This window comes from Desulfatitalea alkaliphila (genome assembly GCF_022968795.1).
GTDB lineage: Bacteria > Desulfobacterota > Desulfobacteria > Desulfobacterales > Desulfosarcinaceae > Desulfatitalea > Desulfatitalea alkaliphila.
In genome coordinates this window covers 52,601-73,160 of record NZ_JALJRB010000010.1, presented here as the reverse complement: position 1 = coordinate 73,160, position 20,560 = coordinate 52,601, and the positions used below count along the sequence as shown (strand labels likewise).

Sequence of the window (20,560 nt, the reverse complement as noted above, 5' to 3'; positions counted from 1 at the left end):
GGCTTGCAAACGGGTTGGCGAACATGACGGGATGCAATGAAAATGCCTCCAAGAGCCTGGCGCGCATCGTGCTGCCGCTGATGGCCCGGCACGGCGTGCCGATCACTCCCCAAAACTTCGCGGTATGGTACAGCTACGCCGCCGGCGACAACAAGGAACTGCAGCAAACGTTGGAGAGCCTGATCGACGGCGGTGAACCCTTCACCGATGCCCGCAACACCGCATTGTATGAGAAGTTCGGATTCGGCCGTGAGGCCCGGGAGCTCAAGCAACTGCGCGAATCCCTGCTGCAGGTGCTGCTTGCCATTCTGCAGGAAATCGCGGCGATCAAGGGCGAGACCGCCCACTACGAGACCTTCCTGTCGGACTCCATGGATTTGCTGACCCGCGAGGTGGCCGTCGAGGACATCAAGACCATCGTCGCCCATATCATTACCGAGACCAAGGCCCTGGTGGCCTTCGGCAAGACGGCGCAGCAAAAGATCGATACCATCACCGGCGAGTTGACCACCTTGCGCCGGAATTTCGAACAGGTGCGCAGCGAAGCGCTGCGGGATTTTCTCACGGGCGTGGGCAATCGCAAGGCTTTCGATGAGACGTTGCAGCGGATGATCGAAGAGACGGGCGAAGGGTCCAGGGGGTTGTGCCTGCTGAGCATCGACATCGATCATTTCAAACAGTTCAATGATCTGCACGGCCACGTGGTGGGCGACGACGTGCTGCGCTTCACCGCCCAAACCCTCAAGCGCCAGGTGCGGGGCGGGGATTTCGTGGCCCGCATCGGCGGCGAGGAGTTCGCCGTCCTGCTGCCCGACACGACTTTGGAAGGGGCTCGGGCGGTGGCTGAAAACATCCGTGCTTTTTTCTCAGCGGCGCGACTCAAAAAAGCCGGCAGCGAAGAAAAGCTGGGCCGCGTGACCGTCTCCCTCGGGGTGGCTTGTTTGCAAAAAGGCGAGACGGGAGAACAATTGATGCAGCGCGCCGACAAGGCGCTTTACGCGGCCAAGGCGGCGGGCCGCGATTGCCTTTCGGTGGCTTCCTGAGGCATGCCGTCCGCTCATCCCCCGGCGCCCGTTATCTTTTCACCGCCTCTCGGCTCTTGACAGGCGCTTCGATGGGTGGGGCCGTTTTGCTTTCCCAGCGTTGGTAAAAATAGATGCCCCCCAACACCACGGCCGCGAAAAGGTCGGTGGCCAGCCCCGGCTTGATCAATCCCAGGCCGGCGATGAGCAGCAACAGCCGGAACAAGAGGTTCAAGCGCCGCAACATGAAACCCATCATGGCCGATCCCAAGGCCAGGGTACCGAAAGTGGCGGTGATGGTGGCCATCAGGATGGCACCGGCGCTGCCTTTCCAGATCAGCACCGGGCTGTAGACAAAAAAGAACGGCACCAGGTAGGCCACGGACGCCAGGCGCATGGATTCGAAGCCGGTGGGGAAGGGCCGCGAGCCGGCCACGGCGGCACCGGCGAAGGCGGCCAGGGCCACCGGCGGGGTGATGCAGGAGAGGCAGGCATAGTAGAACACGAACATGTGGGCCGCCAGGGGATGCACTCCCATCTCCACGAGCACGGGGCCGCCCAGAATGACGGTGAGGATGTAGGCCGCCGAGGTGGTCAGCCCCATGCCGAGAATCAGTGAAGCGATCATCACCAGTATCAGGGACGGCAGCAGCCGGCCGCCGGCCGCCTCGATGACCAGCCCCGAAAACATCAGCCCCAGGCCGGTCTGGGTCACGCAGCCGATGACGATGCCGGCGCAGGCGCAGGCCAGGGCCACTTCCAGGCAGCCCCGGGCGCCGTTTTCCATCGCCTTGAGCACCTGCCCGAGTCCCATGCGGGTTTTCTTCTTCAGGGCGCTGACGACCCAGACCGCCACGGTGGCCCACAGGCCGCACTTCATCGGTGAGTAGCCCATGACCAGCAGTCCCACCAGGATGAAGGCCGGCAGTATGAGATGCCCGCCGGATCGCAGCACGGGCCAAAGGTGGGGCAACTCTTCCTTGTTCAGCCCCCGCAACCCCTCATTCAGGGCTTCCATGTGCACCATCCAGAACAGGGCGAAGAAGTAGAGACCCGCCGGCACGATGGCCGCCTTGACCACCTCGAGATAAGGCACGCCCAGCATGTCGGCCATGATGAAGGCCGCCGCCCCCATGACCGGCGGGGCGAACTGGCCGCCGGTGGAGGAGACCGCCTCGACGGCGGCGGCGAACCGCTTGCGGTAGCCGATCTTCTTCATCAGCGGTATGGTGTAGGAGCCGGTGCTGACCACATTGGCCACCGCCGACCCGCTGATGCTGCCGAAAAAGGCGGAGCTGAAAACCGCCACCTTGGCCGGTCCGCCGCGCAAATGGCCGGCGATGGCGTTGGCGAACTGGATGAAGAATTCACCGGTGCCGGAAGCCACCAGAAAAGCGCCGAAGAGGATAAAGATGAAGATGAAACTGGCGCTGACGCCCAGCGGTATGCCGAATAGGCCTTCCATGGTCAGATACTGGTAGCTGAGGATCTGCTCCAGGTCGAGGGGGAAGTGTCCCCATTTGCCTGGAATGAGATCGCCATAGCGGGCATAGGCCAGGGCGGCCAAGGCGATCAGGGGCAGTGCCATGCCCATGAGGCGGCGGGTGCATTCGAGCACCAGTACGATGATCAGGCCGCCCATCCACAAGTCGGTGGCGGAGGCCACGCCACCGCGCACCGCCAGGGTCTTGTAAGTGAAGGTCAGGTGGATCAGCGCCCAGATACTGAGCCCGATCAACAGGACGTCGAAGATTCTCAGGATCAGGGGATAGGGCCGGCTTTTGTAGTAATCGGGCGCCGCGGGGTAGATCAGCAGCACCAGGGTGCAGGCGAAGGCAAGGTGCACAGGTCGCTGGACCATGGCCGAAAAGAGACCGAAGTGGGCGGTGTAGATTTGGAAGACGGCCATGCTGAGGGCGACGATGCGGATGATCGTCTGCAGCATGTCGCGCAGTGGAGACGGCGTGTCGGTGGTCATCGTGGCTCCTGTGCAGGGGCTGGCCGTTTCCCGAGGGAAACGGTTGTGGGTGTCGCTTGCTTTTCAGTGTGTTGCGCTTTGGCGGCGGACGATGGCGCAAACCATCGGCGCCAGCGCGGCTGTGCGGCAGCGGTGATGCAAATCAGGTCCCCGGCTTGGGCATGATCGAGCAGCCGCACTTCCCCCGCCGGCAGGACGAGGGTGTGGTTGGCCAGGTCCGGTGATCCCAAACGAAAGACGATCTCCTTCACAGGGCGATCGATATCGGCCAGTTCGGCCGAGCCGTCGGGCAGGGAACGATAGGTGCCTAAATCGAACCCCTGCCCGTTCAAGGCCGATTTGAAGCTCATGCGGGTCAGCGTCAGCGCACCATGCGCTTCCAGGTGGTAGTGCTCCCGGAAAAATGCCCGATCATAGGAGTGGTGGAAACGAACGGCGAAATCGCTGTCCCGCGGGATCGCGATCTGTGCAAGGGTGCGCTCGCTCAGGCATTCGCGGACCATGAGGCGATATTCGGGCGCCGACAGCCATAGCCCTGCCGCGACCATGGCTGTCAGCACCGCACTCCAGATGATCATTCGTCGCTTGTGCAATTTTGCTCGGCTCCGGTTTTGGCGGTTTTCGGCCGACGTTTACTGCAGCACGCCCCGTTCCTTGAAAAACTTCTCCGCGCCTGGATGCCAGGGAATCGACATGCCTTTGACGGAATTCTCGACCGTGATTTTTTTGAACTGGGAATGGATTTTGTCCAGCTCATCCTTGTGGTCGAAAACCGCTCGCAGGATGTCATAGGCAAACTGCTCGCTCATGTCCTGGTGCACCACGAAAAGTCCCATCCATGAGAGGGTGTGATGCGGCTTGTCTTGTTTGGTGTAGGTGCCGGCCGGAATGGTGGTCGGAAAATAGGCCGGGAATTCCTTGTTGATCGCCTCGGCCACATCGGGTTCGATGTCCAGGAAGCGGATGTCCCGCTGGCTGGACAGATCCATCAAGGTGGGGGCCGGGGTGCCCAGGGTGACGATGCCCACATCGATGTTGCCGTCCTTGATCGCTTCGCTGGTTTCGGTGGCCGACAGAAAGCGCTCGTCGATGTCGTCGTAGGTCAGACCGTAAACGTTGAGCACATAGCGGGCCATGGCTTCGGTGCCGCTGCCCGGTGCCCCCACGGCCACCTTCTTGCCTTTCAGGTCCTTGATGGTGCGGATGTCGCTTTTGGCCAGGGTGTAAAATTGGATGTCAATGGGGTAGGTGGCCAGCAGGCCCCGCAGTTCCTTGACCGGCTTTCCTTCGAACGCCTCCAGCCCGCGGTAGGCTTGAAAGGCGGTGTCCGGCATGGACAGGGCCAGGGCATCCTGCTTCTTGACGATGGCCCGGATGTTTTCGATGGATGCGCCGGAGGGGTGGGCGGCCGCATAGTAGCCCTCGATGTATTTGTTGATCATGTTGGCCACCCCGCCACCCAGCGGGTACCATGTGCCCCCGGTCGAGGCGGTCCCGATGGCGATGCGTTCGTCGGCCGCCGCCGGTTGCAGGCCGAGACCGAGTATGAGAAGAAGTGTCAATCCAATGGCCATTGCAGTGCGTCTCGTTCTTGTTTTCATGTTCTCCTCCTGTGATGGAAGCGCGTTGTGGCGTGCCGACCGGCTGGAAGGATATCCTGCGGCGGGCGGCAGCGCCGCCTATGTGATGTGCTTGAGTTCGTGCTTGATCACTTTGCCAGAGGCGGTTCGCGGCAGGTCCGCCATGAAAACCACCTTGCGTGGCTTTTTGTAGCTCGCCAGGTGGGCCTTGCAGTGGCGCACCACCTCATCGGCCGCGAGGTGCGCCCCGGGTTTGACCACCACCACGGCCTTGACCGATTCCCCCCACAACTCATCGGGTTCCCCCACCACCACGGCATCGGCTACGGCGGGGTGGGCGACCAGTACTTCTTCGATTTCCCGCGGGTAGATGTTTTCGCCGCCGCTGACGATCATGTCCTTCATACGGTCGACGATATAAAAGAAGCCATCCTCGTCCATGCGCGCCAAGTCGCCGGTGAAGAGCCGGCCGTCGCGGATCGCCTTGGCGGTGGCCTCCGGGTTGCCGTGGTAGCCCGCCATGACATTGGGGCCCCGCACCACCACTTCGCCCACTTCATCGGCACCCAGCGGCTGTCCGGTGGGATCCACGATTTGTGCTTCCAAAAAGGGCAGCGGTCGGCCGACGGAACCGTGACGGGTCAAGGATTCCCGGTCATCCAGGATGGTGATGGAGGGGGACGCCTCGGTGCACCCGTAGACATCGAAGACGCCCTGGATGTTGGGGAAGAAATCCATCAAACGCCGCTTGGTCTCGGCCGTCAACTTGTCGGCGCCCGCCGTGCAGGTGGTAATGGAAGTGCGTTCGTAATCCCAGGCACGGGGTTCCTGCAGCAGCAGGTTGTAGAACGCCGGTGCCCCGGATATCAGGTTGATGCGCTCCTGCTCGATGATGCGCAGCAGTGCTTCCGGATCGAAACGGCTGACCAGCACGCTCTTGCCGCCCAGGGCCACCTGAATGGTCAGGTGGTTGTTGAGGGCGGCGGTGTGGGACAGGGGACCCACGATCACGGCGTTGCGGCCTTCCCGGTCCTTGCGGCCCGTCATGGTGTTGACCAGGTTCCACAGGATGTTGTCGTGGGTTAGCACAGCCCCCTTGGGCTTGCCGGTGGTGCCCGAGGTGTACATGATTTGACAAGGGTCGGATGGGGCGACCTTGGGATCGTAGGGCGCGGCCGTCCCTGATTCCAGAAAGTGTTCGTAATCGGCTTGCGACGGCCCCACCACCAGGCGCAGAGCCGGACAGGCGGGACGGATTTCGGCCACTGTATCGGCGAACTCCGGCCCGTGGAACAGCGCCGCGGCGCCGCTGTCGTCGAGAATGTAGGCGATCTCGGGCCCCACCAGGCGAAAGTTGACCGGCGTGGCGACCAGCCCCACCCGGACCGCGGCAAAATAGGTTTCCACGAAAGGGGCGCCGTTCAAATAGAGGATGGCGACCCGTTCGCCCCGTTGCAGGCCGGCGGACAGCATGGCCCCGGCAAGGCGGGCGACCCGCTGCTCGAACCGCTGGTAATCCAAGCGTCCCTGATGGGAGACGATGGCTTCCCGGTGTGGAAACTTCGCTGCACTGTTGTAAAGCAGATAGCCGACGTTCATGTGGGCACACCTTGTTCCGCTTGGTGTCGGTTCCCTGGATAGCCCAGCGCCTTTGAAATGGAAGCCCCGGTCTGCAGCAGCCGGGCGGCCACTTTCCGGAGATGGTCTTTCTCCACGGCGGCTGCATCCAGGGAGACATTCATGGCCGCCAAGACCTCGCCTCGGTTGTCATAGAGCGCGACACCCATGGAAACCAGGTCCATGGAAAGCTCCCGATCACAAATGCTGTAACCCCGCTTTCGGGTTGCCATTAAATCATCCCATAAGGCCGCCTTGGCGGTGATGGTGCGCGCGGTGGCGCGCTCCAGGGGCATCCGGTCGAGGGCTTGGCGCAGTTCGTCGTCCGGCAGCGATGCCAGCAACGCCTTGCCGGAGGCGGTGCAGTGGGCCGGCAGCCTGGAACCGGGATGCAGGTCGTATTTCAGGAACCGGCGGACCTCCTTGCGGTAGATGAACAGCACTGTGTCTTGCTCCAGCACGGCCAGATTGATGGTGCCCGCCACCGACGCCGAGAAGGTGTCGATGAAAGGCTGAGCGATCTGCACCAGGTGGGTGTCGTTCAGATATTTGTAGCCCAGGTGCAGGACACGGTGGCCCCAGACGAAACGCTTGTGTTCGTTGCGGTTCAAATAGCCCAAGGCGCAGAGGGTGTTGAGAAACCGTTGGGTCGTGGTCTTGTTCAAACCCATCCGACCGGCGATTTCGGTCAAAGTGAGGGGGTCGGGCGCTTCACCCACCAACTCGAGGATGCGCAAGCCGCGTTCCAGGGACTGGATGTGATTTTTATCACGCATGGCGGTATCCTGTTCCGTATGGCGTATATGGATTTATAGACGCGCGCAGAAAAGGATGTCAAATCAAAAATTATAAAAACGTCAAATAGATGAGCGAAAGGAAGATAATGAAGTTGCTTCACCGATGGTGCGGGAAGTAAGCATTCGATTATCGTGCTGTTCGTGAATCAGGTTGTTCGTGAAGCGTTGAACGACCGCCTCCGTGCGAGAGCAGGCGATCTCGCTTTTATGGCAGGAAAAACGCTCTTGCAACTCCATAAAACGATAGAATACAATAACTTAAAACTTAACACTTAAAACTTAACACTGCCCCCAGGGCCCTAAAACTTAAAACCGCCCGCCAGGGCCTTTGACCTTATAACTGCCCGCTAGTCCACATCCCGAACTGTGGTAGCGCTAATACCCTGCGGATCCATATCGATAACGGCCCCTGTCCCCCCTGCCACATTGCAGTTTACCACCAGCGTCGAACCGATTCGCGTTGTTCCGGGGTCTTCGTGGATGTGGCCGCAGAGCAGCAGCCGGGGGCGGGTTTGGCGAATCAGGCGGGCCACGCCCCGCGATCCGGCGGAGTGGCGCCCGAGGACCCGGTCGTGGGTGCCGAAAGGGGGTGGGTGGGTGACCAGGATGGTGTGGGGCGTGATCAGGGGGGCGACGGATGTTATCCATTTGTCTTCAAAAAGTCCCAATCGGGTGCGAAAGGGCAGGGGCAGGGTGCCGGAGATCCCCACGAAGGGGCATCCTTGGAACGTGACGGTGCGTTTGTGCAGGGATTGGATGCGGTGATAGTCCTTGAGGATGCGGTCGTGCCAGGCGCGATCGGTGTTGCCCCGTACGGTGAGTACCGGCAGGCCCAGGGCGTCGAGCCGGGCGTACACCGGGCGCGGCCGCAGGAAATTGCAGATGTCGCCGGCCACCACCAGCAGATCCGGGCGGTGGCGGGCCACGGCTTCCGCCAGACGAATCAGGCGCTCCGGCTTGGCGTGCAGGTCGGCGACGGCGAGCAGGCGCATCATGGGTTCATCTTGCTGTAGTCCAGGGCGCGCTGGATGGCGACGCCCATCTGTTCGCCCACCGCCATGGCGAAGTTGATGTCGGCGGGGGAGAAGTAGCGCACCTGTTCCGTGAGCAGGCGCAGTACGCCGATGATGTCGTCCTGCACGCTGACGGGCACGGCCAGGATGCTGCGGATCCCTTCGCGGGCGGCTTCTTCATGGTAGATGGTGTGGATGTCCTTGCGGGCATCGGGAATTACCACCGGTTCGCCCTGTTTGAGGTAGTAGGTGGCCAACTCTTCGTCCAGCGGGCCCCGTTCCAGGTAGGCTTGGCTGAGGCCGTGGGCGGCCTTGAGGGTCAGCTTGCCGCGCGGGGTTTCGATGAGACGGATGGTGGCCGCCTTGAGGTTCATCACCTTGGGCAGACGCGTCACGACCAACTCCAGGATGGTGTCCAGCTCGTAGGTGGCATTGATGGTTTTGCCGATTTCGTGAATCGCCTTGAAGTAATTGAGCTGGGTCTGCTGCTCCTTGAAAATGCGGGCGTTCTCGATGGCGATGCCGCACTGTTCGCCCAGGGCGGCGGCGCAGGCCATCTCGTCCCGGCTGTAGCTGCGAGGCTGTTTGGTCAGCAGACGCAAAATGCCGTTGATTTCTCCCCGGATGGGGATGGGCACCAGCAGAATGGTGCGGATGCCTTCCTGCCGGGTGGCCTCGGGGTGATTGATCCGCGGGTCGTTGCCCGCGTCCTCGATCGCCATGGGTTCTCCCTTGAGCGCCTTGAAAACCGGTTCTTCGGTGTCGATGGTGCCGCGGTTGAGATAGGCGTCGCTCAGGCCGCAGGCCGCTTGCAGTATCAGGTGTCGGCCCGCGCCGTCCAGCAGGCGGATGGTGGCCGCGTCCACCTTGAAGATGGCGGGGGTTTTACGAACGATCAGATCGAACAGTTCGTCGGGATCCAGGCTGGAGGTGATGGTTTTGGTCACTTCGATGAACAGTTCCAGAAATTGCGATTTGTCTTCCAATGCCATTGGTAACGTCTCCGCTGTTGCCGATGCGCAAGCCACGCTGTGGGTCGTGCGCGCCCGGTTGAGTCATTTGCTATGCGTTTCGAATAGTAGGTTGACCGAATGCGGGCGTCAATGAAAAAAAGGGGGTTTGGTGTCGCTGCTGCCCGGTGTTAATGGTTGCAGTCCAATTGGGTTTCCGCTAGTATGCATCTCATGCGGGAACTTTTTCAGGGGTTCAAGATCATCCAACAGGTTGGAGGTGCGATATGGCGGATGCCAAATGCCCGCTTTGCGGCTGCCGGCGTTTTTATGTGAAACACCCGGACGATGTCTACGATATTTATGAATTCGAATGCCGGGATGGAGAGGTTTGTTTCGATGCGGAGATGGATTTGGAGAACTGTCCGGAAATCAACGATGGTACGGAGACCTTCTGCAATGCCTGCGCCTGGCACGATAAATTTCGCACCATTCGCTAGGTGCGCACGACTATGCCCGGCCGGGTGCGGACGGTGAGCGTCGCGGGGGGGTATCGCCTGCGGCTTGTGGTTTTGGATTTCGACGGCACCATCACCCGGCCGGGGGCGCTGGATTTCAAGGTGATTCGCAAGCAGATCGGCTGCCCGGAGGGCATGCCGGTCCTGGAATTCATCGCCGGACTGACGGATGCCCGACAACGGCAAACGGCGCGTGCGGCGCTGGATCGCTTCGAAGCGGACGGCGCGGCCGCTTCCCGTCCCAATGACAAGGCGGAAGAACTGGTCCATTGGCTCAAGGCGCGCGGGTTGAAGGTCGCCGTTTTGACACGCAACAGCCGCGAGGCGGTGTTGCGCGCCCTGGACAACTTCACTGGATTGACCTGCGCCGATTTCGACTTGGTGCTGACCCGCGACGACCCCGTCGCGCCCAAGCCGGCCGGCGACGGCGTTCGCCATGCGGCCGAACGGTTCAACGTGGCGCCCCACGAGGTGTTGGTGGTGGGGGATTTTTACCTCGATATGGCGGCCGGTCAAGCCGCCGGCGCCCTAACCGTCTTGCTGGATTCACAAGACGACCCGCGTTTGAAGGATGTCGCCTGCGATTATCGGATAAGACACCTGGATGAACTTTGGCCCATCGTCAGCGACGGATTGCCCTTGCCGCCGGGCAAGCTGCCCAACCACATGCTGGGTGAATATCTGGCGGACATCCGATGCGCGGACCCATCGGTGTTGATCCAGCCGGGTGTGGGGGAGGACATCGCCGCCGTCGAAATGCCCGCCGATGAGGTGTTGATCCTCAAATCGGACCCCATTACCTTCGCCAACGATGCCATCGGCCGGTATGCGGTGCTGGTCAACGCCAACGATATCGCCACCGCCGGCGCGCAGCCGCGCTGGCTGCTCACCACCCTGTTGTGGCCCGTCGGCACTACGCCTTCCCGGGTGCGATCCACCATGCAGGCCTTGGGCGCCACCTGCCGCGAATTGGGCATCACGCTCTGCGGCGGGCACACCGAGATCAGTGACGCGGTGCAGCGGCTCGTGGTGGTGGGCATGATGGCCGGCACGGTGCGTCGGGCCGACCTGATCGACAAACAACGGATGCAACCCGGCGATTGGGTGTTGCTGACCAAGGGGGTGGCCGTGGAAGGCACGGCCATCATGGCCCGCGAGTTCGGGCCCTACCTGGCGCAGGCCGGCATCGCCGCGGCGGATATCGCCGCCGGGCGGGATTTGCTGGACCAAATTGGAATTCTGGCCGAAGCGCGGATCGCGGCGCAAGGCGGCTTGGCCACGGCCATGCACGATGTGACCGAAGGCGGCTTGGCCACGGCCCTGGAAGAGTTGAGCATCGCCGGTGGGCACGGCATTCGGGTCGACATGGACCGCATTCCGGTCCTGGATTTGACGCGCCGCTTTTGTGCCGCCCTGGGCCTGGATCCCCTCGGGGTGATCGGTTCGGGCAGCCTGCTGATCGCCTGCCGCGCGGCCGACGGCCCACGGTTGCTGGCCCGGCTGCGTGCCGAAAAGGTCGCCGTCGAGCACATCGGCGAGGTGCTGGCGGCACCGCCGGGCATCACGGCCTGCCGCATGGAAGAGCCCGTCCGCTGGCCGCGGTTCGAGACCGACGAGATTGCCCGCTTATTCACGACGATCTGATCCGAAAGGGGATCGGCATGCACCCAGGCGATCCATCCACCCACGACCTTGATGTCGGGTACGATGCGTTGAAGACGATTCTGGAAACGATTCCGGTGGGCATTCTGCTCGGGGACACCCGGGGGCGGACCCTCTACGTCAACCGCAAGTTCGTCGATCTCTTCGGCTACACCATCGAGGATATTCCGGACCAGGAGGCCTGGTGGCCGGCCGCCTATCCCGACGCCGGTCTGCGCGTGGACGCGCGGCGGCAATGGGCCGCGGCCGCCGCCGAGGCGCAGCGCAACCGTTCCGAAACACCGCCGATGATTTTCCCGGTGCGGTGCAAGGATGGCGGCATGCGCGAGATCGAATTTCGCATGGCCGCCACGGATACGCTGCATGTGGTTGTTTTCACGGACATCGGCGAACGGCTGGTAGCCGCCCGCGAGCGGCGCACCAACGAGCAGCGCACGGCCGGTTTGCTCGCCTTGTCGCAAATGACCGACCAGCCGGAAAACGTGATCACCGACTTTGCCCTGGAACAGGCGGTGGCGCTCACCAACAGCCGGATCGGCTATCTGGCTTTCGTCAACGAAGACGAGACGGTGATGACCATGTACTCCTGGTCCCGCGAAGCCATGCAGACTTGCAACGCCCTGGACAAGAAGGTCCACTACAAGGTGGCCGAAACCGGTCTATGGGGCGAGGCGATCCGGCAACGCAAACCCGTCATCACCAATGATTACGCCGCGCCCAATGCGTTTAAAAAAGGGTATCCTGAAGGCCATCTGCCGATATCGCGCCACATGAACCTACCCGTGCTGGAGGAGGGGCGGATCGTCCTTGTAGCCGGGGTGGGCAACAAGCCGGCTCCCTACGACGAAAGCGATGTCCAGCAGTTGACCTTGTTGATGGACGGTTTGTGGAAAATCATCCGCACCAAGCGGGTGGAGCAGGCCTTGCGGGAGAGCCAGGCCCGCTTTGCCAAGGCCTTCCTGTCCAGTCCGGCGCCCTTGGTGATTTCAGAGATCGATTCCGGCCGCTTCATCGACGTCAACGATTGCTGGGTGCGGATGTTGGGCCATAGCCGCGAGGAACTGCTGGGACATACCTCCAAGGAGGTGGGTATTTGGGCCGATCCCGCCGACCGGGACCGGATGGTGGCGCTGCTACGCCAAAAGGGGGCGATCAAGGAGGCGCCGGTGCAATTTGTGAGCAAATCCGGAGAACGTATTCATGCGCTGTGGTCCACAGAGACCATCACCCTCGACGGCCGCCCGGTGATGCTCTCCCTGATTTACGACGAAACCGAGCGCAAGCGGGCGGAAACGGAAAAGGAGCGGCTCCAGGCCCAGTTGCTCCAGGTGCAGAAACTGGAATCCGTGGGGCGGCTGGCAGGCGGCGTGGCCCACGATTTCAACAACATGCTGGGGGTCATCCTCGGCCATGCGGAATTGGCCATGAGCCGAACGGCGCCAGGTGAACCGATCCATGAAGACCTGACGGAGATTCATGCCGCCGCCGGCCGCAGTGCCGAACTGACACGCCAGTTGCTGACCTTTGCGCGCAAACAGACGGTGCGCCCCAGGGTGTTGGATCTCAATGCCGTGGTGGAGGCGGCCCTTAAAATGTTGCGCCGCCTGATCGGCGAGGCGATCGCCCTCGAATGGCACCCGGCCGGCGGGCTGTGGCCGGTCAAGGTGGATCCGACCCAGATCGACCAGGTGCTGGCCAATCTGTGTGTCAATGCCCGTGATGCCATCGACGGGCTGGGCACCATCACCATCACGACCGAGAATGTGACCCTGGACGGGGAACCCTCCGCGGATCCGGAAGTGCCCCTTTTCGGCGATTTCGTGCGCTTGTCCGTGCGGGACGACGGTTGCGGCATGGATCGGGCCACCATCGACAACCTTTTCGATCCCTTTTTCACCACCAAGCCGGTGGGCCTGGGCACCGGTCTGGGCTTGGCCACGGTGTACGGCGTAGTCAAGCAGAACAGCGGTTTCATCCAGGTGCACAGCGCGCCGGGGCAGGGGGCCACCCTGGCGATCCACCTGCCCCGCTGCACAACGCCGGATCGGCCGGCTGCGGCGGTGCAGCCCAAGGCGGATCCCGGCGACGGCCGGGAGACCATTCTGCTGGTGGAAGACGAACCATCCGTTCTGCGCATGACCACCCTCATGCTGCAGCGCTTGGGGTACACCGTTTTACCGGCCGGCACGCCGGGGGCGGCCATCGAGCAGGCGCGGGCGCATGCCGGGCGGATCGACCTGCTGATGACCGACGTGGTGATGCCGGAGATGAACGGCCGCGATCTGGCCGAACACCTGCTGTCCCTTTACCCGGAAATGCGACGCCTTTTCATGTCCGGCTACACGGCCGATGTGATCGCACACCAAGGCGTGCTGGAGGCAGGGGTTTCCTTCATTCAGAAACCATTTTCACTGCAAAAGTTGGCCCATTGGGTGCGCCGGGCCTTGGAAGGTGAAGTGAGGAGCTGATCGCCGCCCAGCGGTTGACCCGGCGGAAACCGGCAGCACGGGATCTCGAGCAACATGAAAGATGGACGATCAAGTACTTCGATCGATTTTAGGAGGCTGGGGGTGGGCGAACAGATAGCTCTTTCAACGCCACGCAGGGGCACGGCACGCCGTTCCCGGTGAGCGAGGTTGGCGAAAAGGGTGGGCGTTTGCACCAGGACACGGCATGCCGTGCCCCTGCGTGGGATTGCCGGCCGTGCTGGTCCACGGCGTGCAGTGCCGTCCGTCGGTCATCCTTTGCCGGGGCGCCCGCCATTTGACTTGGTGTACCAATACTGATATTGCCCAGCTCGACTTCGGGCCGGCCGCCGGTCTTCGGCCAGGCGTGCTGCACGACGGTATTTTCCATGTTTGCGTGGACGCGGGGCGCAGGTTTGCATCAGGGCCGTCGGGGCCGCGACGGGGCGGTACGGCAGCGCATCGGCAGCTTTCAACAGCGTGCAAGCTGCCTTTTTACCAACGAACAAAGGATCGATCCATGGCAGAAGTGGTTCCCTTTCAGGGTATTCGCTATAATCCGCGGCGGATCGGCGATATGGCCGATGTGGTTGCACCGCCCTACGATGTGATATCCCCCGAGGCGCAGGAAGGGTTCTACCGGCGCCATCCCAACAACGTGATTCGCCTGGTGCTGGGGCTTGCCCGGCCGCAGGATGACGATAGGGACAATGTGCGGTTGCGCGCCGCCCGTGACTTCCGGCAATGGCAGTCGGAAGGGGTGTTGATCGAGGACAGCGAAAAGGGGTTCTACCTGACCACCGTTGACTATGAAGTGGAGGGGCGCACTTTGCGGCGTTTCGGGCTGATCGGCCGGGTGCGTTTGGAACCCTTCGACAAGGGCATCATTCTGCCACACGAGCGCACTTTTTCCAAGGTCAAGAGCGAGCGGCTGCTGTTGCGTAAGGCCTGCCATGCCAATTTCAGCCCGGTGTTCGGCCTGTTCACCCAAGGAAAATCCCTGCTGGACCGCTTGGGAGCGATCGCCGACGGGCAGCGTCCGGATGTCGATCTGGTGGATGACAGCGGCCACCGCCATCGTTTGTGGCATGTCGGCGACCCGGCCGTGATCAGCGCCGCTTCCCGTTTCTTCGCCGACAAGCGCATTTACATCGCCGACGGCCACCATCGCTATGAAACCGCCTTGAACTACCGCCAGTGGGTTCGCGAGACCCAGCCGGACTTCACTGACGATCATCCGTCCAATTTCGTCATGATGAGCTTGAGCAGCATGGAGGACCCGGGCATGACTATTTTGCCCGCCCACCGGCTGATCAGGGAGGTGCCGGAGGGCGCGGTGGCCGATTTGCTGGCCAAGGCGCCGCAATATTTCGATCTGTTGCCCGTGGATCTCGCCGGCGGCATCGACGCTGCCCTGGCGCGATTCAACACTCTTTTGCCCGAGATGGCCCACCGGCATGCCATCGGTTTCTACACCAAGCGCCCCGCTGTATTCCAGGTGATGGCGTTGAAAGAGGGGGTCATGGAGCAGCTGTTCGGTGACGATCCGCCATCGGCGTTGCGCGATTTGGATGTGACCGTGTTGACCCATTTGATCTTGATGCACTTGATGGGTTTCGATCAAGCATACATGGACGATGCCACCCGCATCATCTACCGCACCAGCAACCGGGATGCCCTTCAGGCCGTGGACCGGGGCGAGGCGGCGGTGGCGTTCATTCTCAATCCGACGCGCATCGAGCAGGTGCGGCGGGTGGCGGAAAGCGGTTTGATCATGCCGCGCAAATCCACCTACTTCTACCCCAAGGTGATCAGCGGGTTGGTCTTCAACAGGTTGCGGTAGCCCTCGTGCCCGAACTGCCCGAAGTCGAAACCGTGGTGCGGGATCTGTGCGCGGCCCGATTGGTCGGACGGCGGATTACCGGGGTGCGGGTGCGCTGGCCCGCCACCATTGCCGACCTCTCTCCCGAACAGTTCAAACGCCGCGTGGTCGGGCGCACCATCCGGGCCATCCGGCGGCGGGCCAAGTTCATTCTGTGGGAGCTGGACCAGGGCAGGGTGCTGGCCGTGCATCTGCGCATGACCGGGCGCTTCGAGGTGATCGCGGACAACCGTACTGCCGGCAAGCATGTCCATGTGGTGTTGCTTCTGGATGACGGTCGCCGGCTGTGGTTTCACGACACCCGCAAATTCGGTCGCTTTTACCTGCTGCAGGATCCGGCCCCTTTGCTGGCGCGGCTTGGGCCCGAGCCTTTGGCGAACGACTTCACCGCCCGGCGATTGGCCGAGGCCTTGGCCGGGCGGCGGCGCGCCATCAAGCCGTTGTTGTTGGATCAGAGCGTGGTGGCCGGACTGGGGAACATATACGTGGACGAGACCCTGTGGGCGGCGCGCATCCATCCTCTGTGCGCGGCGCACACCTTGTCACCGGCGCAGATTCGCGCCTTGCATCGCGCCATGCGGCGGGTTTTGCGCCAAGGGGTGCGCAACGGCGGCACCACCCTGGGCAGCGGGCAGACCAATTTCCATTCGCCGGTGGGCGGCGCGGGCCGCAATGCGGATCAATTGAAGGTGTTTCGCCGCACCGGCCGGCCCTGCCCCCGCTGCGGCGGGACCATCGAGCGGATGCAAGTCGCCCAGCGCAGCACCCACCTCTGCAGGCGGTGTCAACCTCAGGAAATCACCAGGTAGCCGTTGAAGTCGCGCAGGATCTCCTTGACCCTGTTAAGAATGATGCGGGCCGGATCGGCGCAGTCATCGGCGCAGCGCTGGTAGCAGGAGGAGAGCAGGGCATCGTTGCCTTCCCAGATTTCGAACTCGTCCAACAGGGTCGGCGTCACGGTGTCACAGAGGTCGTCAAACGCGGCTTCGTCCATGCGGGACAAGGCCTTGAGCTGCTGGACCAAAAGATCCGAAATCAAGCGCTGCGCGGCTTCGTCCACGGTTTGGGGGCGCCGGTGGCGTTCTGTTTCAGTCATCATAAATATCCCTCTGGGGCGAAATTGCGGCGATCCGAGGCTGATGACGACGGACGCCGCTGCTATATCTATCGTCACACCAACCTTAAAAGTTTAGGGACATTTGCCATTGCGACCCGACACCATGGCCACCATTATCGATCGCTTGACGGCCCGATTGGCCCCTTTGCGTTTCGCGCCGCCGGTCCACAGCGTGTACAATCCGCTGACCTACGCCCGTGAGGCCCACCTGGCCTATGCCGCACGCTATGCGGGGGAGGGCCGGGAAGTGTTGCTGCTGGGAATGAATCCGGGGCCGTGGGGCATGGCCCAGACCGGGATACCCTTCGGTGACGTGGAGATGGTCACCCGCTGGCTGGATATTCGGGCGGCGGTCGGGCAACCGGCCAGGCCCCATCCCAAACGGCCCATCGAAGGCTTCGCGTGCCGGCGGGGGGAGGTCAGCGGGCAACGGTTGTGGGGCTGGGCAAAATCGCGTTTCGGCACGCCGGAGCGTTTTTTCGGCCGTTTCTGGGTGGCCAATTACTGCCCCTTGGTGTTCATGGAGGAGAGCGGCCGCAACCGCACCCCCGACAAACTGCCGCCGGCGGAACGGGAACCGCTGCTGGCGGCCTGCGATGCGGCCTTGGCGGAAACCGTGGCCTTGTTCAAACCCCGCAGGGTGGTCGGCGTGGGCGCCTTCGCCGCCCAGCAGGCCGCCAAGGCGCTGGCCCACCTAAATCTCCCGGTGGGGCGGATCGCTCACCCCAGCCCGGCCAATCCAAAGGCCAATGCCGGTTGGGCCGACCTGATCGAAAAGGAGTTGGCCGCCATGGGGGTGGTCTTGGGTTAAATCGCGATGTCGATGGGCCCGTGGCCGAAGGGACAATCGAAGGCCAGGCGGTCGGCCACCAATTGCAAACCGTCCGGGTGCCGGTTGCCCTGGCCGTAGCGGGAATCGCCCATGACCGGGTGACCGATGGCGGCCAGGTGGCGTCGGATCTGGTGCAGGCGGCCGGTCTGCAAAATGATTCGCGCCGTTGTCCGATCCGTGTGGGGGTCGTATTCCAGAACGGTGTAGTCGGTGCCGGCCGCTTTGCCGTCCAGGGCCAGGTCGATGGATCCTGTCGCACCCCGATCCCCCAGGCGGCCGAGGACTTGAATGCGATAGGTTTTTACAATCGCGCGGAAGCGGAGCAGGTCGGACAGGCGGGCCGCGGCTTTGCTGTGGTGCGCCACCAGCACGAGACCCGCTGCTTCCCGGTCCAGGCGATGCACCGGCAGTGCCGGCCGCCGGCCGTTGAAATGGCGTTCCACCTGGCGCAACAAGGCGCAGTGGTCGCCGAAGCGGGTCCCCTGGGTCAACAGTCCCGCCGGCTTGAACCAGATGCTGTAATCCCGGCAATCCTTTTCGCAACGGGCCGCCGGCGGGGAAAGGGCGAGAATGGCCGGATCGTGGTAAAACAGCAGCAGATCGCCGGGGCGCAGGGCGCTGGTCGCACGGCGCAACCGCTGCATTTTGCGCCGGCCGCGTTGCAGCCAAACCGCCCCCTGGTTCATGGCGCGCTTGGCCGCACCTTTCGATATCCCGGCCCCCGCCGCCACGGCCGCGCAGGCCGAGTCGGGTACCGGGTGGGTGACGGAGATACGGTGCATTTGCGGCGGCATGGTGATCAATTCCAAGAAGTTACGCGGTCATCTACAAAGCCCGAGACGGGGCATGCCCCGTTGGAACGCGAAATCGAAATGGTTATCGCTGTCGAAATCGAAGCGAACCGAGACGCGAAACGGAACTGAACCGATTTCGATTTCGCTCCCGATTCGGTAATTCGATTGCGCTGGATGTATATGCCGCGGGCGGCTCTCGGGTCAACAGATGTTGCGGCGTCCTGGCAATTGTGACGGTTTTGTGGTGCATCGACTTCGATCGAATGCAGGAGGAAGGTTTCCATGGATTCTTGTGTGGTGCGGTTTGCGCCCAGTCCCAGCGGGTATTTGCACATCGGCGGGGCGCGTACGGCGATTTTCAACTGGCTTTATGCGCGCAAGCACGGCGGTCGGTTCATTCTGCGCATCGAGGACACCGATGCGACCCGTTCCAGCGAAGCCTCGGTCCAGGGCATCCTGGACGGTTTACGCTGGCTGGGGCTCGACTGGGATGCCGGTCCCTTTTTCCAGAGCCGTCACCTGGACGACCACCGGGCCGCGGTGGAACGGTTGTTGGCGAGAGGACACGCCTATCGCTGTTTCTGCGCTCGCGAGGCGCTGGAAGCGAAGCGGGAGGCGGCCCGCGCGGCCAAGCAAACCTATCGCTACGACGGCGCCTGCCGCCGGCTGACGGCGGATCGTATCGCAGCCCTGACGGCTGAGGGGCGAGCGCATGTGGTGCGGTTCAAGGTGCCGCGCGGCGACGGGGCGGTCGCCTTTGACGATCGCGTCTACGGCCGGGTGGTCAAACGGTTGGACGATATCGAGGATTTCGTGCTGATGCGCACCAACGGCCAACCGCTCTATGTGCTGGCCAATGCGGTGGACGACATCCGCGACGGCGTCACCCACGTGATCCGGGGCCAGGACGGTCTGGCCAACACCCCCAAGCAGGTGTTGATCTACCAGGCGTTGGGCGCTTCGTTGCCGGTTTTCGCCCACATGTCCCTGACCCTGGATCCGCAGAAGGCCAAAATTTCCAAACGGCGTCACGGTGAACACGTGGCCATCCACTACTATCGGGAGCAAGGGTTTCTGCCGTGGGCCATGGTCAATTTCCTGGTGCTGCTGGGCTGGGCCACCACGGACGCCCGCGAACTGTTCACGCCGCAGGAACTGGTGGCTGCCTTCGACCTGGAAGGCATCGGCCGCACCAATTCGGTGTTCCATATCCAACCCGACGATCCCAAGTTCATCACCGACCCCAAATTGCTCAGCATCAACGCCCACTATCTGCGCAGCATGCCCATAGCGGCGCTGCGGCCCCATGTGAAGGCCCGCTTGACGGCGGAAGGGCTGTGGCAGGCGGACTTCGACGGCGCGCGCCGGGAGTGGTTCGATCAGACCGTGGATCTGATCCGGGCCCGCTTTCATCGCCTGACCGATTTTGCGACATACGGCCGCGCCTATTTCGACGACGCCTATGCCATGGATCCGGATGCCGTGGCCCGGCACCTGCAGCAACAGCCCGACGCGGCCCGCTGGATGCCGGCCCTGGCCGATACCCTGGTGGGGGTCGAACCTTTCGACGCCGCGTCAGTGGAGGCGGCGCTGCGCGCTTTCCTGGGGCAGTGGGGCATCAAGCCGGGGCAATTGGTCAATGGGGTGCGCACCGCGGTAACCGGTCAAGCCGTGGGGCCCGATTTGATCCAGGTGCTGGTCTGCATCGGCCGCGAAAGGGTGGTGACGCGATTGCGGCGCGCTATCGATTCTCTTTGACCCGTTGCCACACCGACTCGATGGGCAGCAGGCTCACTTTCTGTGGGTCGATCTGAATGGTGTGGGCTTCGGGCAGGTAGCGGTTGATCACCATGGAGATCTGGGTGGTCAGGGCATCGATTTTCAGATCACTGACGGTCCGGATCATGCGGATATCGTCCCGGGCCAATTGGCGCAAGTAGCTCAAACGGTCGCGCCCGGTGCGGTAGAGGACCTGCTTGGCTTCCAATTCGTCCATGTAAGTGTGGATCGTGCGCAGCAGTTCCAGGTTGTGGCGCAGCCGCGGATGATCGTTGGTCTGGCGCAACTCCTTGATCTTCAGGCTTCTGAGCAGTACCTGGATTTCCGCGTTGAGCGTGGTGCGCTGCTCGGCCAGGGCGGCGTGCAACATGCCGGCCTGATCGATACGATCTTTCAACTGTTGTTGCAGCAGATCGATGTCGGCGACGATCTGTTCCAGCTGGGCGCCTTTGGTGTTGGCGCCGGCGAGGGGTGCCAGGCCCGATGAGAGCAACAGGGCCACCGCCAGCAGCAAGGTTGCGCCTTTCACAGTGCGATGGGCGAAGGATACCATG

Annotated in this window: 18 protein-coding genes; 8 read left to right on the top strand and 10 right to left on the bottom strand. The window is 62.7% G+C overall.

All coding sequences use genetic code 11. The annotated features are described in order from the left end of the window. The first annotated feature begins 23 nt into the window (after positions 1–23). Positions 24–1,043, top strand: coding sequence for a GGDEF domain-containing protein (locus tag MRX98_RS10850; protein WP_246907242.1), 1,020 nt, complete (start codon positions 24–26; stop codon positions 1,041–1,043). Between the two features lie 31 nt (positions 1,044–1,074). Here MRX98_RS10850 and MRX98_RS10845 read toward each other — a convergent pair whose 3' ends face one another. From MRX98_RS10845 to MRX98_RS10815, 7 genes are all read right to left on the bottom strand, one after another. Continuing rightward, positions 1,075–3,000, bottom strand: a complete 1,926-nt coding sequence (locus tag MRX98_RS10845) for a TRAP transporter permease (protein WP_246907239.1) — start codon at positions 2,998–3,000, stop codon at positions 1,075–1,077. Beyond that, positions 2,997–3,593: a DUF1850 domain-containing protein gene (locus MRX98_RS10840; RefSeq protein WP_246907238.1), complete on the bottom strand. Its 597-nt coding sequence runs from the start codon at positions 3,591–3,593 to the stop codon at positions 2,997–2,999. Before MRX98_RS10840 ends, MRX98_RS10845 begins: the two co-directional genes overlap by 4 nt. A gap of 39 nt (positions 3,594–3,632) precedes the next feature. Beyond that, positions 3,633–4,601, bottom strand: coding sequence for a TAXI family TRAP transporter solute-binding subunit (locus MRX98_RS10835; protein ID WP_246907232.1), 969 nt, complete (start codon positions 4,599–4,601; stop codon positions 3,633–3,635). A 78-nt stretch (positions 4,602–4,679) separates the two neighbouring features. After that, the gene (locus MRX98_RS10830; protein WP_246907224.1) at positions 4,680–6,179 is read right to left on the bottom strand and encodes a class I adenylate-forming enzyme family protein; all 1,500 of its coding nucleotides are present in this window, start codon (positions 6,177–6,179) and stop codon (positions 4,680–4,682) included. Further along, on the bottom strand, positions 6,176–6,973 hold the full coding sequence (locus tag MRX98_RS10825) for an IclR family transcriptional regulator (protein WP_246907217.1): 798 nt from the start codon (positions 6,971–6,973) through the stop codon (positions 6,176–6,178). Before MRX98_RS10825 ends, MRX98_RS10830 begins: the two co-directional genes overlap by 4 nt. A 368-nt stretch (positions 6,974–7,341) precedes the next feature. Then, the gene (locus MRX98_RS10820; protein ID WP_246907215.1) at positions 7,342–7,989 is read right to left on the bottom strand and encodes a metallophosphoesterase family protein; all 648 of its coding nucleotides are present in this window, start codon (positions 7,987–7,989) and stop codon (positions 7,342–7,344) included. After that, positions 7,986–8,999, bottom strand: a complete 1,014-nt coding sequence (locus MRX98_RS10815) for a GAF domain-containing protein (RefSeq protein WP_246907213.1) — start codon at positions 8,997–8,999, stop codon at positions 7,986–7,988. Before MRX98_RS10815 ends, MRX98_RS10820 begins: the two co-directional genes overlap by 4 nt. 245 nt (positions 9,000–9,244) lie before the next feature. Here MRX98_RS10815 and MRX98_RS10810 point away from each other — a divergent pair, with 245 nt between their 5' ends. The 5 genes from MRX98_RS10810 to mutM all read left to right on the top strand — a co-directional run bounded on the left by MRX98_RS10810 (position 9,245) and on the right by mutM (position 16,293). Further along, entirely contained in the window at positions 9,245–9,457 is a 213-nt protein-coding gene (locus tag MRX98_RS10810; protein ID WP_246907211.1) for a hypothetical protein, read from the top strand. A gap of 12 nt (positions 9,458–9,469) precedes the next feature. After that, positions 9,470–11,119: an HAD-IA family hydrolase gene (locus MRX98_RS10805; RefSeq protein ID WP_246907205.1), complete on the top strand. Its 1,650-nt coding sequence runs from the start codon at positions 9,470–9,472 to the stop codon at positions 11,117–11,119. 17 nt (positions 11,120–11,136) lie between these two features. Next, on the top strand, positions 11,137–13,605 hold the full coding sequence (locus MRX98_RS10800; protein ID WP_246907203.1) for a GAF domain-containing protein: 2,469 nt from the start codon (positions 11,137–11,139) through the stop codon (positions 13,603–13,605). A 517-nt stretch (positions 13,606–14,122) separates the two neighbouring features. Then, the gene (locus MRX98_RS10795; protein WP_246907201.1) at positions 14,123–15,445 is read left to right on the top strand and encodes a DUF1015 domain-containing protein; all 1,323 of its coding nucleotides are present in this window, start codon (positions 14,123–14,125) and stop codon (positions 15,443–15,445) included. 5 nt (positions 15,446–15,450) lie between these two features. Then, positions 15,451–16,293, top strand: coding sequence for a bifunctional DNA-formamidopyrimidine glycosylase/DNA-(apurinic or apyrimidinic site) lyase (gene mutM, locus MRX98_RS10790; protein ID WP_246907199.1), 843 nt, complete (start codon positions 15,451–15,453; stop codon positions 16,291–16,293). Here the strand turns inward: mutM and MRX98_RS10785 are convergent. After that, the gene (locus tag MRX98_RS10785; protein WP_246907177.1) at positions 16,275–16,583 is read right to left on the bottom strand and encodes a hypothetical protein; all 309 of its coding nucleotides are present in this window, start codon (positions 16,581–16,583) and stop codon (positions 16,275–16,277) included. The genes mutM and MRX98_RS10785 overlap by 19 nt on opposite strands. 106 nt (positions 16,584–16,689) lie before the next feature. Between MRX98_RS10785 and MRX98_RS10780 the strand changes: the two genes are divergently transcribed. After that, positions 16,690–17,412 carry a uracil-DNA glycosylase family protein gene (locus MRX98_RS10780; RefSeq protein WP_246907175.1) on the top strand — a complete coding sequence of 241 codons (723 nt, stop codon included), beginning with the start codon at positions 16,690–16,692 and terminating at the stop codon, positions 17,410–17,412. Here the strand turns inward: MRX98_RS10780 and MRX98_RS10775 are convergent. Then, on the bottom strand, positions 17,409–18,227 hold the full coding sequence (locus tag MRX98_RS10775) for a pseudouridine synthase (RefSeq protein ID WP_246907173.1): 819 nt from the start codon (positions 18,225–18,227) through the stop codon (positions 17,409–17,411). The genes MRX98_RS10780 and MRX98_RS10775 overlap by 4 nt on opposite strands. Before the next feature lie 282 nt (positions 18,228–18,509). On the opposite strand from MRX98_RS10775, the gene gltX reads away from it, so the two are divergent. Further along, complete coding sequence (gene gltX / locus MRX98_RS10770; protein ID WP_246907167.1) at positions 18,510–19,985, top strand: glutamate--tRNA ligase; 1,476 nt, start codon at positions 18,510–18,512, stop codon at positions 19,983–19,985. Here gltX and MRX98_RS10765 read toward each other — a convergent pair. Next, positions 19,969–20,559, bottom strand: a complete 591-nt coding sequence (locus MRX98_RS10765) for a hypothetical protein (protein WP_246907165.1) — start codon at positions 20,557–20,559, stop codon at positions 19,969–19,971. The two genes, gltX and MRX98_RS10765, sit on opposite strands and share 17 nt — an antisense overlap. Between the last annotated feature and the right edge of the window lies 1 nt (position 20,560).

What these genes read in the sequence shown, in the direction of transcription:
- MRX98_RS10795 (WP_246907201.1), top strand. Translation starts at nt 14,123, where the DNA reads ATGGCAGAAGTGGTTCCCTTTCAGGGTATTCGCTATAATCCGCGGCGG.
- MRX98_RS10775 (WP_246907173.1), bottom strand. Translation starts at nt 18,227, where the DNA reads ATGCCGCCGCAAATGCACCGTATCTCCGTCACCCACCCGGTACCCGAC.
- MRX98_RS10805 (WP_246907205.1), top strand. Translation starts at nt 9,470, where the DNA reads ATGCCCGGCCGGGTGCGGACGGTGAGCGTCGCGGGGGGGTATCGCCTG.
- MRX98_RS10845 (WP_246907239.1), bottom strand. Translation starts at nt 3,000, where the DNA reads ATGACCACCGACACGCCGTCTCCACTGCGCGACATGCTGCAGACGATC.
- MRX98_RS10785 (WP_246907177.1), bottom strand. Translation starts at nt 16,583, where the DNA reads ATGATGACTGAAACAGAACGCCACCGGCGCCCCCAAACCGTGGACGAA.
- MRX98_RS10815 (WP_246907213.1), bottom strand. Translation starts at nt 8,999, where the DNA reads ATGGCATTGGAAGACAAATCGCAATTTCTGGAACTGTTCATCGAAGTG.
- MRX98_RS10765 (WP_246907165.1), bottom strand. Translation starts at nt 20,559, where the DNA reads ATGGTATCCTTCGCCCATCGCACTGTGAAAGGCGCAACCTTGCTGCTG.
- MRX98_RS10830 (WP_246907224.1), bottom strand. Translation starts at nt 6,179, where the DNA reads ATGAACGTCGGCTATCTGCTTTACAACAGTGCAGCGAAGTTTCCACAC.
- gltX (WP_246907167.1), top strand. Translation starts at nt 18,510, where the DNA reads ATGGATTCTTGTGTGGTGCGGTTTGCGCCCAGTCCCAGCGGGTATTTG.
- MRX98_RS10850 (WP_246907242.1), top strand. Translation starts at nt 24, where the DNA reads ATGACGGGATGCAATGAAAATGCCTCCAAGAGCCTGGCGCGCATCGTG.
- MRX98_RS10825 (WP_246907217.1), bottom strand. Translation starts at nt 6,973, where the DNA reads ATGCGTGATAAAAATCACATCCAGTCCCTGGAACGCGGCTTGCGCATC.
- MRX98_RS10835 (WP_246907232.1), bottom strand. Translation starts at nt 4,601, where the DNA reads ATGAAAACAAGAACGAGACGCACTGCAATGGCCATTGGATTGACACTT.
- MRX98_RS10800 (WP_246907203.1), top strand. Translation starts at nt 11,137, where the DNA reads ATGCACCCAGGCGATCCATCCACCCACGACCTTGATGTCGGGTACGAT.
- MRX98_RS10810 (WP_246907211.1), top strand. Translation starts at nt 9,245, where the DNA reads ATGGCGGATGCCAAATGCCCGCTTTGCGGCTGCCGGCGTTTTTATGTG.
- MRX98_RS10820 (WP_246907215.1), bottom strand. Translation starts at nt 7,989, where the DNA reads ATGATGCGCCTGCTCGCCGTCGCCGACCTGCACGCCAAGCCGGAGCGC.